Source organism: Halalkalibacter sp. APA_J-10(15), assembly GCF_023017105.1.
GTDB lineage: Bacteria > Bacillota > Bacilli > Bacillales > Bacillaceae_D > Halalkalibacter.
This window is the reverse complement of the sequence record NZ_JALKEV010000002.1, coordinates 46770-58375: the sequence shown is the minus strand read 5'-3', so window position 1 is coordinate 58375 and position 11606 is coordinate 46770. Positions and strand designations below refer to the sequence as shown.

Annotated in this window: 13 protein-coding genes; 10 read left to right on the top strand and 3 right to left on the bottom strand. The window is 36.3% G+C overall.

The features are described from left to right. Positions 1-105: 105 nt before the first annotated feature. Entirely contained in the window at positions 106-1101 is a 996-nt protein-coding gene (locus tag MW695_RS03115; protein WP_247103265.1) for a siderophore ABC transporter substrate-binding protein, read from the top strand. Positions 1102-1158: 57 nt separating this feature from the next. Here the strand turns inward: MW695_RS03115 and MW695_RS03110 are convergent, their stop codons facing one another. Continuing rightward, positions 1159-2358, bottom strand: a complete 1200-nt coding sequence (locus MW695_RS03110; RefSeq protein WP_247103264.1) for a DUF418 domain-containing protein — start codon at positions 2356-2358, stop codon at positions 1159-1161. Positions 2359-2445: 87 nt separating this feature from the next. Between MW695_RS03110 and nfsA the strand changes: the two genes are divergently transcribed. The 4 genes from nfsA (at position 2446) to MW695_RS03090 (ending at position 5514) form a co-directional block, all read left to right on the top strand. Continuing rightward, on the top strand, positions 2446-3174 hold the full coding sequence (gene nfsA, locus MW695_RS03105; protein ID WP_247103263.1) for an oxygen-insensitive NADPH nitroreductase: 729 nt from the start codon (positions 2446-2448) through the stop codon (positions 3172-3174). A 196-nt stretch (positions 3175-3370) separates the two neighbouring features. Continuing rightward, the gene (locus tag MW695_RS03100) at positions 3371-4546 is read left to right on the top strand and encodes a pyridoxal phosphate-dependent aminotransferase (RefSeq protein ID WP_247103261.1); all 1176 of its coding nucleotides are present in this window, start codon (positions 3371-3373) and stop codon (positions 4544-4546) included. 413 nt (positions 4547-4959) lie between these two features. After that, positions 4960-5085: a DNA-binding anti-repressor SinI gene (sinI, locus tag MW695_RS03095; RefSeq protein ID WP_247103259.1), complete on the top strand. Its 126-nt coding sequence runs from the start codon at positions 4960-4962 to the stop codon at positions 5083-5085. Positions 5086-5181: 96 nt separating this feature from the next. Continuing rightward, complete coding sequence (locus MW695_RS03090) at positions 5182-5514, top strand: helix-turn-helix domain-containing protein (protein ID WP_247103257.1); 333 nt, start codon at positions 5182-5184, stop codon at positions 5512-5514. A gap of 104 nt (positions 5515-5618) precedes the next feature. Here the strand turns inward: MW695_RS03090 and MW695_RS03085 are convergent, their stop codons facing one another. Together MW695_RS03085 and MW695_RS03080 are read right to left on the bottom strand one after the other, a co-directional pair. After that, on the bottom strand, positions 5619-5849 hold the full coding sequence (locus MW695_RS03085) for a helix-turn-helix domain-containing protein (protein ID WP_247103246.1): 231 nt from the start codon (positions 5847-5849) through the stop codon (positions 5619-5621). Further along, complete coding sequence (locus tag MW695_RS03080) at positions 5846-6244, bottom strand: hypothetical protein (protein WP_247103244.1); 399 nt, start codon at positions 6242-6244, stop codon at positions 5846-5848. Before MW695_RS03080 ends, MW695_RS03085 begins: the two co-directional genes overlap by 4 nt. A gap of 333 nt (positions 6245-6577) precedes the next feature. Between MW695_RS03080 and MW695_RS03075 the strand changes: the two genes are divergently transcribed. The 5 genes from MW695_RS03075 to MW695_RS03055 all read left to right on the top strand — a co-directional run bounded on the left by MW695_RS03075 (position 6578) and on the right by MW695_RS03055 (position 11591). Beyond that, positions 6578-7279, top strand: a complete 702-nt coding sequence (locus MW695_RS03075; RefSeq protein ID WP_247103242.1) for a YveK family protein — start codon at positions 6578-6580, stop codon at positions 7277-7279. 6 nt (positions 7280-7285) lie between these two features. After that, complete coding sequence (locus MW695_RS03070; RefSeq protein WP_247103239.1) at positions 7286-7939, top strand: CpsD/CapB family tyrosine-protein kinase; 654 nt, start codon at positions 7286-7288, stop codon at positions 7937-7939. A 332-nt stretch (positions 7940-8271) separates the two neighbouring features. Then, complete coding sequence (locus tag MW695_RS03065; protein WP_247103238.1) at positions 8272-9438, top strand: glycosyltransferase family 4 protein; 1167 nt, start codon at positions 8272-8274, stop codon at positions 9436-9438. Beyond that, the gene (locus MW695_RS03060) at positions 9401-10534 is read left to right on the top strand and encodes a glycosyltransferase (RefSeq protein ID WP_247103237.1); all 1134 of its coding nucleotides are present in this window, start codon (positions 9401-9403) and stop codon (positions 10532-10534) included. The genes MW695_RS03065 and MW695_RS03060 overlap by 38 nt, the downstream gene beginning before the upstream one ends. Continuing rightward, entirely contained in the window at positions 10479-11591 is a 1113-nt protein-coding gene (locus MW695_RS03055; protein ID WP_247103236.1) for a glycosyltransferase family 1 protein, read from the top strand. The genes MW695_RS03060 and MW695_RS03055 overlap by 56 nt, the downstream gene beginning before the upstream one ends. The last annotated feature ends 15 nt before the right edge of the window (positions 11592-11606 follow it).

Genomic DNA, 11606 nt, shown 5'->3' with positions numbered 1-11606 from the left:
CACAGTTGACTGATTGGCTAATGGTTTACTAGTATAAAGCGATTACACTTGGTTAATCAGGAACGCTGTGTAATTATATAAAAAAGATATAGAGGTGAGTGGGGAATGAAAAAATCATTACTACTATTGTTTGTAAGTGTGTTGCTAGCACTATTTATGGTTGCTTGCGGAGGATCTGAGGATACGTCTTCAGAACCAGAAGAAAATACAGAAGAAACGGCTCAACAAGAATCAAATGATGAGCAAGGTGAAGAAGCTGCTGATGAGCTAACGGAAATCACAATTGATCATGAGCTAGGTCAGACGGTTATTGAAGAGACTCCTGAAACGGTCGTTGTGTTTGACTTAGGTGTTCTAGATACACTTGATGCTTTAGGTGTAGAAGTTGCAGGCGTTCCAGTTGATAGTGTGCCTGATTATTTATCTCAATATGCGGAAGAAGGTTATGAAAATGTAGGTTCTCTTTTTGAACCTGATTTTGAGAAAATCTTTGACATGCAGCCTGATTTAATTATTATTTCTGGTCGTGCAGCCGAAGCATATGAGGAATTAGAAGACATTGCACCTACATTATTTATGTCAACAGATCCGGATAATTATTTAGAGTCGTTGGCTTCTAATGTGACGCTTTTAGGAGATATCTTTGGAAAAGAAGAACTAGCTGCAGAGAAAATTGCTGATGTAGAAACTTCAGTAGTGGATTTAGTTGAAAAGACAAGTAATGTAAATGGTTTAATCGTTTTAGCAAATGATGGTTCATTAAGTGCATTTGGTCCAGGTTCACGCTTTGGATTCCTTCATGGAGAGTTTGGTATAGAGCCGACAGACGAAAATATTGAAGTGTCAAATCATGGACAAAGTATTTCTTTTGAATACATTGTTGAAACGGATCCAGAATATTTATTTGTTGTTGACCGTGGAGCTATTGTTAGCGGAGAATCATCAGCACAACAAATAGTTGAAAATGACGTTACAGAAAACACAACTGCCTATCAAGAAGACAAGATTATTTATTTAGATCCAGTATTTTGGTATATCACGACTGGTGGCATTACAGCAACAGAAGGAATGATTGCTGAAGTAGATGCAGCGATTCAATAAGTATTAGATAATGAAGAAAAAAGCGGTGCTTGCCGCTTTTTTCTTTTGCACATTAGCTTAGGAATGGATTTCTTTTTTAAAGCGTGGCCTTCTCCAGTATGTTCCTAATCTCCAAAGCCATTCAATTGGTCCAATTTTAAATCGCTTGAGCCACCATTTACTTAGTAAGATTTGAATAAAGAAAAATCCTAAGGAAATGAGGACCCCAATAAAGAAACCAACCCTACCAAATATGCCAATACCATATCCATAGAAGAGAGTAGTAAAGACGATTGATTGCATTAAATAGTTTGTAAGAGAGAGTCGGCCTACAAACGTTAGCGGTTTAAGCCACGTATATGCTTTTTTGTTAGTAGCAAGTAAAGCGATACTACTCGCATAAAACATCGCAACCATTGGTCCACCAACAAACGTATGTAGTGCCTCGGTTTGGGTATTTTCATTTAAGACGTAGGCAAGCTTACTAGGAAAGCCGACGCATAAAGTAATCCACCAAACACGTTTAAAGAGGCGCTGATAATTCTCAGGTTGTTCCAGCCATTTTTTACGAGCAACAAAAGCCCCTAATAGGAACATTCCTAATACGCTAAAAATAGCGGAGCCTTGTATAAGGATGTCACTCATCCAACCGAAGCCAAGAGGGTCTGCTTCTTGACGGAATGTGACAACATCTGAATAGCTTGCTGATGATAAGACTTCACGTTCCTCCAAAGAGTAATGATATAGCTGCTCATTAATAATTATCATCGTTTCATCTTCTCCGGGTACCGTAATCGATAACGCCATTATGGATAATAGAATGATTGACCATATCAATAATCCACGTACTTTCAATTTTAAAAAGAAAAATAGAATAAATCCTGTTAGGGCATAAATAAAGAGGATATCACCATCCCAAATATAAACACCGTGAAAGTAACCTATGAGGAGTAAAATAAGCATTCTTCGCCAATAAACACGAGCAAAAGGCTGTCCTCGCGTAAGTAGACGCTCTTTCAAGAAGGCCATTCCATACCCAAATAAAAAGGAAAAAAGAGTGTAAAAGCTTGCTTGTATAAAAAGTAAAATGAACCCTTCTGTGATGCGATCGATTATACCATTTGGGTAATAGTTATGGATATCAGGGATGAGAAATAATCCATATTGGAAATGCATGCTATTTGCTAGTAAAATACCAAGTAAAGCAAGTCCACGTATCATATCAAGAGATTCGATACGGTCGTTGGTTAATAAGGGTGAAGTTGTTGTCTTATCCATTGTCGGTCTCCTTTTTAAGTAGTCTGTCATTATTGTAAGTTATTGTTAAAGAGTTAACAAGAATAAAAGAAAAAAAGGAGTTTTTACATGATTAATCTGATAAAAAGCCATCGTTCAATTCGAAAGTTTACGAAACAGGAAGTAACACCTGAAACCGTTACAAAAATCATTGAAGCTGGGCAATGGGCTCCAACATCACATCATATTCAGGCATATAGTATAATTGTCGTAAAGGATTTAAAAAAGAGGAAGCAGTTAGCACAGTTAGCAGGGGGACAAGCTTATGTTGAGAGCTGTCCGGTTTTCTTTGTTATTTGTGCTGATTTCTCTAGACTGTATGAATCAAGTAAGAAGCATGGACAGCCATTTGAAGTAGGAGAGGCAGAGCAAGTCATCGTTGGTGCTGTTGATGCTGCGTTAGTAGCAGAAAACATGCTTCTAGCAGCTAGGAGCTATCAACTTGGCGGTGTGATGATCGGTGGGATTCGCAATGATCTTGAATCAGTATCGATATTGCTCAACCTCCCCCAATATACATTCCCTGTTATGGGTCTATGTATTGGTTATCCAGATCAACAACCTCGACAAAAGCCAAGACTTCCTCAAAGTGTTGTCGTTCATTATGATGAATATGATCAATCGAATAGCTTGAAGGAGATAAACGAATACGATCAGGTGATGTCACATTATTATAAGTCTCGCACACAAGGGAAGCGAAAGGATACGTGGACGGAGTTAATGGCTAAACATTTTTCTACTAAATCCCGTGAGGGGGTTGGAGATTTTTTGAAAAAACAAGGGTTTTTGCAAGAGTGATCGTACCTTGACAGTTGAACAAGGATCAACTAATCTAATGAAAATAAACAAGAAAGCAGGAGGTCACCAAAAAGTTAAAAATCAAACTTTTTCAGTCGCTTTACACTATTCTGATGAATAATTATCGTATATGCGTAACGCGTGTACTACTGCTAATGGATCTTTAAAAAGGCACTTATTAATTGGAGTGAGAGAAATGAAATCTTATCGTTATTCAAATGCTTTGGAACGACTTCCTGAGCAATTTTTTGCAAAGCTTGTTAATAAAGTTGTTGAGGTAAAGAAGCATCATGATGATGTCATTAATTTAGGTCAAGGAAACCCGGATCAACCAACACCAAAAGCAATAGTGGAAAGAATGCAAGCTGCTACTGAGAACCCTGTCTATCATAAATATCCCCCTTTTAAAGGTTTTCCTTTTTTAAAGGATGCCGTAAAAGAATATTATAAAAAACAGTTTGATGTAGAGTTAGATGCTGAAACAGAAATTGCTATATTGGCTGGAACTAAGACTGGTCTTGTTGAGATTAGTCAATGTTTATTGAATGAAGGAGATGTGGCGCTTGTTCCTGATCCGGGATATCCGGATTATTGGTCAGGATTAGCATTAGTAGGGGCGAAAATGCATCCAATGCCTTTAATAGAAGAACGTGACTTCCATCCGAATTTGGAGGATATTCCACATGAGATAAAAGAACAAGCGAAGTTAATGTTCTTAAATTATCCGAATAATCCGACCGGAGCTGTTGCAACGAAAGAGCTGTTTAATGACGTTATTTCTTTTGCAAATACATATGATACGTGTATCGTTCACGACTTCGCATATGGTGCTATTGGATATGATGGTCAAAAGCCAATAAGCTTTATGCAAATGCCTGGTGCAAAAGAAATCGGGATCGAAATGCTGACGATGTCAAAAACGTATAATATGGCTGGTTGGCGTATTGGTTTTGCAGTCGGTAATCGAAGTGTTATCCAAGCATTAGAGCTTATTCAAGATCATTATTATTGCAGCCTATTTGGAGGTATGCAAGAGGCAGCAGCCTATGCTCTAACTTCTGATCAATCTGAAGTAGAGAATTTAGTCAATGTATATGAGAAGAGACGTCAAATATTAGTTGAGGCTGCACATCAAATTGGTTGGAAGGTTCAAGCACCGAAAGGCTCATTTTTTGCTTGGTTTCCCGTTCCACAAGGGCATACGTCAGAATCTTTTGCAGATATATTGTTAGAAGAGGCAAGAGTAGTCGTGGCTCCTGGTATCGGATTTGGGGAGCATGGTGAAGGCTACGTAAGAATTGGTTTATTATGTGGCGAGGAGCAACTAGAAGAAGCGATGCAACGTATTGGTGAAATGAATTTATTTTCTTAATAAATGAAGAGGCTAGATCTTAACAAAAGTGTTTAACTGCTGAGAATCCGAACACTGTGTGAATGTAGCGAAGTATATTTCAGGAACGGTTTATTAGAACCAATGTTTATTTTTTCGGTTTCTCAGTTATTAAAACATTTTTGTGCTAGTCTCTTCATTTTGTTCTTTATAAAAAACGGAGAATGTAAGAGTATAAAAGCAAAAAGAAAAGGATTTAAGGTTAAATCCTTCCTTTTTTCGAATATAAATTAGTTTCCATTTCAAACATTCCATATTATACTAATAATACAGTTCTCTAAAAAGAACAGTTATATGAACCAGCTTTAGGAGCATATACATAGGAAGTAAGTGAATGAAACCGAACTTTTCTATGTTTATCCTGTCACTATTGGTTATAATAAGGAGGAAATGGAATGTCTGAAAAGCAGGAATTCATTGATCTAGAATGGTTTGAGCTACTTTTGGAAGCAAAGCAAAACGGATTAACAGTTGAAGAAATCCAGCACTTTTTAAAAGAAGACAAAGAAGAGGATACGTAGTAAAGTTTTTTTATATTAGGGATTCGGTTCTATTTACAGAACGATGGGATTCTTGCTATAATGACGTTAATATGTCAGAGAGGATAAGGTATAGACATGATAGGAGAGCGAGTGAAAAAATACAGACTTGAGAAAGATTTATCGCTATCCGAGTTAGCGGAAAGAGCAGGTGTGGCCAAATCTTACTTAAGTTCAATAGAACGTAACATACAGTCAAACCCATCAATTCAATTCTTGGAGAAGGTTTCAACCGTTTTAGGTGTATCAGTTGAAACGTTACTAAATGAAAGAAACGATAGTAAAGATGAGCAATTAGACGATGCATGGATCGGTCTTGTACGAGAAGCTATGGATTCGGGCGTTAGCAAAGACCAATTTCGTGAGTTTCTCGAATTTAATAAATGGCGAAAAAACAATACTGATTCATAACATTTAAAGGGGGTGTCACGATTGACACCTCCTTTATTAATGAAGACATTGAAAAAGTACAAACGAATTTTTTTGTGCCTTTCATACGAGTTGCACCTAAATATTTATGAGCCGCTGTGCTTATTCTCTTCTGTTTGATTCATTTTTTCAATTAATGTCATAAACTCGACATCAAGCGCATCTGAAATTTTCTTTAGGACAATGATACTCGGATTTCTTTGTAGTCCACGTTCAATATAGCTAATATATGATTTTGATACTCCTGATACATCAGCTAACTCATTTAATGACATTCCTTTACTTTTACGAAGGTCTCTTATATTCCCCCCATTCATGTGTCTAACTCCTTTACAGTATGATTCATTTCTAGACTTAATTGATATTTTTCTAAGTACATTTGACGGTAGGCTAGTAAATGACTATTGCTTGAGTGCTTTGATTTATTTACGATATACGTGTATTCATATAAATGTGAAGAACCATAATCTGACTGAATAATAGCTGTGATGTAACCAAATAATTCAAGCTTTGCTTGATTGATTTGTAGACAAATACGATAAACGACTGATTCAGTAATGGGAAATTTTAAATCGCTGGCAAAAATCAAGGAGTTACTAGAAAATGTTAATACTTGTACATTCGATTTGTTGGATTCAATAAGTTGCTCGTTCACTTGATGAATGTTTAATTGCCCGTATAACGGATCTTCATAAAAATCAGCTATGTGCATGCAATCCACCTTTCTTTATCGTTCTCTTTAAAGAACATTCTACATCTAATGTTCGTTATAGTAAACAATATTTTGATATTAATTCTTAATAATGAATGGTATGGACTATATGATTGAAATTTGAATAAGGAGAAATGTCCTATTTCTTAGTACTTTAAAACCAGATTTAGAAAAATTAATTTTAATTGTTGACATGTTCTTTATAAAGAACTAAAATAAAACTAATCGATTATTAAGAGATGTTTACTAATATAGTGTGAACTTGATCAAAGGTTTTTTTATTCGTAATTTGTTCTTAATAAAGAATGAATACATATATAGTAGGTGAGCTACTTGGAAAAGGAAAGCAGAGAAATTGAATTGAAGAGAATGGTTGGAGTATTAAAAAAAAGGTTGTGGGTGATTGTTCTATTCACGGTAATGACAACGACAATTGGTACTTTGTATCATCATTTGGTTAAGCCAGTTCCAGTCTATGAAGCATCTGCTCGAATGATTATTCATGAAGATTCTGATTTCCGAATTACATTACTAGCTGTTTTAAGAGAACCACCAGTTTTAGAAGCTGTAATAGATGAATTGCAGCTACCATATACAACCGAGTGGTTAAGTAGTCAAATAACCGCACAGAGTATTGACGATTCTCGTATTGTAAAGGTTTCGGTTGTTCACTCTGATCCTGCAAGTGCAGTTGAAATTGTTAATACATTAACAGAAGTTTATCAACGTGAAGTAGCAAATATTTTAGATTTTAACGACATTGATTTATTATCTGAGGCCGTACTCGATTCTTATCCTCAGCCAATCAATCCCCCTAACAATAATTTGACGAGTATAGGATTGATAGCTGGACTCGTACTTGGTGTTGGATTAGCATTTCTAATGGAAAGCTTAGATAATAAAGTGCGTACTGAGAAGGAAGTTGAACAATTATTAGGTGTTCCGGTATTTGGAACAGTTTCAAAGATGAATAAACGAAAATTAATGAAACGAAAGTCCAGAAGGAAAAAAGAAACCTTTGTTTTGAAAGGATGAACAGAGATGGGAATTCGCAGAAAGAAAAAGAAACGAACAATTTTTCACCATGCACAATCTATCATAGCTGAGGAATATGATGTGATTCGTACGAATATAGAATTTTCCTCATTTGAGCATAATACACGGTCTGTTGTCATTAGTTCTCCTCAAAAAGGAGAAGGTAAATCTGTGACTGCAGCTAATATAGCTGTTTCTTTTGCAAAACAAGGAAAAAAAATATTGTTAATCGACGGCCATGTGAGAAATCCAACTGTTCACTTACTTTTTCAATTTAAAAATTGTGTAGGCTTAAGCCACATCTTAACTGGTCAACGAAAAGTGGAGGAAACGACTAACCGTACAAGCATCGAGGGATTACATGTCATTACTGCTGGTGCGATTCCTTATAATACAGAAGAATTATTTAGGTCAGTAGAGATGGATCGTTTTATGGAACAAGTTTACAAGCTTTATGACTTTGTCATCGTGGATGGTCCACCAGTGCTTGAGACCCCCGATACAAAAATGTTAGCAATGAAATGCGATGGAGTTATTCTTGTTTTAAAAAATAATCATACAGAAGATAGTGCTGCTGTTGAAGCTAAGAAAACATTATCCATCGTCAAAGCCAACATATTAGGGGCGATCTTAAATGGGAAAAATTCTACAGCGTCTTAATAAAACGATGTTTTTTGGTTTGTTTGTTCTTTATAAAGAACGAAAATATTCATCATTATAGTATTAACAGTATGATTTATCTACTTTCATATAAAATGTCATTGCACGTTGTTTGACAGGTGATATCTCCTAACCTCTATCAAATGGAGATACTCGACTATGCTGTGGGTGGAAACCTTAGATGCTTGTCATCAGTGGTGTGGTGTGAGGGAGGGTTCAATGCCCTATACAATGTTAAAACCTTCTCTTTTCAGTAAGGACTTACATAAAAAGTCATTACTGAAAAGAGAAGGTGAACTAAATGGAAAAGTAATCGAAAGAGGTGAATTGGTTTGAATAACAAAAAAGTATTATTTTGTGCAACGGTTGATTATCATTTTAAAGCTTTTCATTTGCCTTATTTGAAATGGTTTCAAGACCAAGGATGGGAAGTTCATGTTGCAGCAGCAGGGTCAATGACTTTACCGTATACGAATAAGAAGTTTTCAATCCCGATTCAACGTTCACCCTTTCGTCTATCCAATTTCCGGGCGTGTAAACAGCTAAAGAACATTATCGAACAAGAACAGTATCAAATCATTCATTGTCACACTCCATTAGGTGGGGTTCTTTCTCGTATAGCAGCAAAGGGGATTCGGAAATCTGGAGCAAGAGTTCTTTATACCGCTCATGGCTTTCATTTTTTTAAGGGGGCACCATTAATTAACTGGTTGTACTATCCAATTGAAAGAGTTTTGTCTTCACAAACGGATTGTTTAATTACGATTAATCAAGAGGATTACGAATTTGCATCGAAATACCTTGCACAGGCAAGAACATTAAAGCATGTACGTGGAGTCGGTGTTAATATGAAGAAATTTCGTCCTCTCGCTGAGAAGGAGAAATGGTTGAAGCGTTTATCCTATCATTATACTGAAGAGCAATTCTTAATGATTTATGTAGCTGAATTCAATCGAAATAAGAATCATCAGCTTTTAATTCAAGCATTTGCACATGTGAAAGACGAGCTTAGTGGAGCACGTCTTTTGTTTGCTGGGGAAGGACCGTTGTTAGAGAAGTGTAAAAAGTTAGCGGAACAGCTAAAAGTCAAGGATCGAATCGACTTTTTAGGATTCCGAAATGATATTGATCAACTACTTCCAATATGTGATATTGCTTTATCTGCAAGCTTACGTGAAGGGCTTCCGGTCAATATTTTAGAAGCGATGGCTTGTGGGTTGCCTATAATAGCTACAAATAACAGAGGGCATCGAGAACTCATAACTGCGAATGAAAATGGTTTTTTAATAGGTGTTTCACAAGTTGATGTGTTTGCAAAGAAACTTGTTACTCTTTACGGCTCAGTGGAGTTAAGAGAACGATTTTCCGAACGCAGTTTAGAGTATGTCCAACCTTTTTCACTTGAAAACGTGCGGCGAGAAATGGATGGGGTTTACTTACATTTTATGATGGAGGATATACATGCAACCGAAAATCAGTATTATCGTGCCTATTTATAATCGCGAAAAAGAGTTAGCTCGTTGCTTACAATCATTACTGAAACAAACGATTAAAGAGATTGAGATTATTCTTATCAATGACGGATCAACAGATAGTAGCTTAGAGCTGATCCATTATTATGCAGAGAAAGATGAGCGGATTGTCGTCATTAATCAAAATAATAAAGGGGTTTCGATTGCTCGAAATCAAGGTTTATTATTGGCGAAAGGAAAATATATAGGTTTTGTTGATTCAGACGATTGGGTAGATCTTACGATGTATGAACGTTTACTTCAAATAGCAGAGGAAAAGGATGCGGACGTTGTCATGTGTTCATATGTGCGAGAGTTTCTAGGTGGTTCAAAAGAGAAGCTACTCACTGATCAGTCAATGATTCATTTAGAAGGAAAGCAAGTACAGACTCATTTACTAAGACGCTTGATTGGCCCCATTCGTCATGAATTAGGACAACCTGAAATGCTTGACGCATGGGGAACGGTTTGGTCAAAGCTTTATCGACAAGAGACTCTACGAATAAGTCAAGCAACCTTTGTTGATTTAAACGATATTGGAACGAATGAGGATACTTTATTTAATATACAAGTTCTTACTCACGTCAAAAGATTTGTTTTCTATAATCAACCTTTTTACCATTATTGGAGAGGAAATGATAAATCTGTTACAGCTACTCATAAATCAAATTTATTAATAAAGTGGAAGTGTTTATTTCAACATATAGAACGTATTGCAAATGATAGAAGTCGGCAGGAGGCCGTCTATCGATACGCACTGCAAAATCGAATCAGTATGAGTGTATTAGGACTAGGGTTAAATGAAATTTATGCGAAGAATCGTTCGCATTATAAAAGAATAAAAAAAGTAAAGCGTATATTACATGACGAGCAAATGCAACGAGCCTTGAAAACGTTAAATTTTCGCCATTTTACATGGATATGGAAGCCCTTTTTTTTCTGTGCGAAATACAAGTTCAGCACCGTTTTCTATATGATGTTACACGGTGTTGAAATGATGAGAAAAAGAAAAGGAAGGAGGGACGAGCTTGAAGCCAATACGAGTTCTACAAGTCGTTACGATTATGAATCGCGGTGGACTTGAAACAATGCTTATGAATTACTATCGCCGAATTGATCGTGAACGTATTCAATTCGATTTTATCGTTCATCGTGAGGAAGAAGGTCATTATGATCAAGAAATTCTAGATTTAGGTGGCTGTATTTATCGAATGCCACCAATACGACCTGGTCAGTATCGTACGTATTTCACTATGCTAGAGTTATTTTTTCATGAACATCGATATGTTATTGTTCATTCACATATTAATGAGAATAGCGCATTTATTTTGAAGATAGCTAAAGAAGCAGGAGTACCTTGCCGTATTGCCCATAGCCATTTAAGCGATTTAGCCATTGATTATAAGCTTCCGTTTCGAATATATGCACGAAGGGTGTTAAAGAATCAACCTACAACGTATTTTGCCTGTTCGAAACGAGCTGGAGAATGGCTTTTCGGTAAGGAGATAGCGACAAAGGATATAAAGGTTCTTCATAATGCTGTCGATGTAAATAAATTTGCTTATGATCCGATAAAAAGAAAGAAAAAAAGAGAAGAGCTAGGGATTCAAGGAAAATTTGTCATTGGCCATATTGGTCGTTTTAATAGACAAAAAAATCACAAATTTCTAATTGAGATTTTTAAAAAGGTATATCGATGCAATCAACATGCAGTGCTTGTACTTGTCGGCGACGGTTCACAAAAAAGCAATATAATCGAGAAAGTAAGGAGAGCTGGAATAGAAGAAGCTGTCTTTTTTTTAGGCGTCAGAGAAGATATTCCAGATCTAATGTTAGCTTTTGACCTCTTTTTGTTTCCATCTTTATTTGAGGGATTACCGGTTGTGTTAATTGAAGCGCAGGCAGCTGGATTGCGTTGTATCGTTTCTGATGCGATTACAAAAGAGGTAGATGTGACGAATAGAATTGATTTTTTTCCACTATCTCGTTCTCCGTCTGAATGGAGCGAATACGTACTTTCGGTAACAGGCGGTCATAAGGATATGAGTGAGCAATTAAGAGAGAACAATTATGATACGTGTTCAATGGTTGATTGGTTAACGGGATATTATTTAGCGGAGGCTAAACGGCAGTCTGTGTAGCAATGAAGGAAGGAG

Coding starts and splice junctions, on each gene's coding strand:
- MW695_RS03115 (WP_247103265.1), top strand. CDS start 106: ATGAAAAAATCATTACTACTATTGTTTGTAAGTGTGTTGCTAGCACTA.
- MW695_RS03110 (WP_247103264.1), bottom strand. CDS start 2,358: ATGGATAAGACAACAACTTCACCCTTATTAACCAACGACCGTATCGAA.
- nfsA (WP_247103263.1), top strand. CDS start 2,446: ATGATTAATCTGATAAAAAGCCATCGTTCAATTCGAAAGTTTACGAAA.
- MW695_RS03100 (WP_247103261.1), top strand. CDS start 3,371: ATGAAATCTTATCGTTATTCAAATGCTTTGGAACGACTTCCTGAGCAA.
- sinI (WP_247103259.1), top strand. CDS start 4,960: ATGTCTGAAAAGCAGGAATTCATTGATCTAGAATGGTTTGAGCTACTT.
- MW695_RS03090 (WP_247103257.1), top strand. CDS start 5,182: ATGATAGGAGAGCGAGTGAAAAAATACAGACTTGAGAAAGATTTATCG.
- MW695_RS03085 (WP_247103246.1), bottom strand. CDS start 5,849: ATGAATGGGGGGAATATAAGAGACCTTCGTAAAAGTAAAGGAATGTCA.
- MW695_RS03080 (WP_247103244.1), bottom strand. CDS start 6,244: ATGCACATAGCTGATTTTTATGAAGATCCGTTATACGGGCAATTAAAC.
- MW695_RS03070 (WP_247103239.1), top strand. CDS start 7,286: ATGGGAATTCGCAGAAAGAAAAAGAAACGAACAATTTTTCACCATGCA.
- MW695_RS03060 (WP_247103237.1), top strand. CDS start 9,401: ATGCAACCGAAAATCAGTATTATCGTGCCTATTTATAATCGCGAAAAA.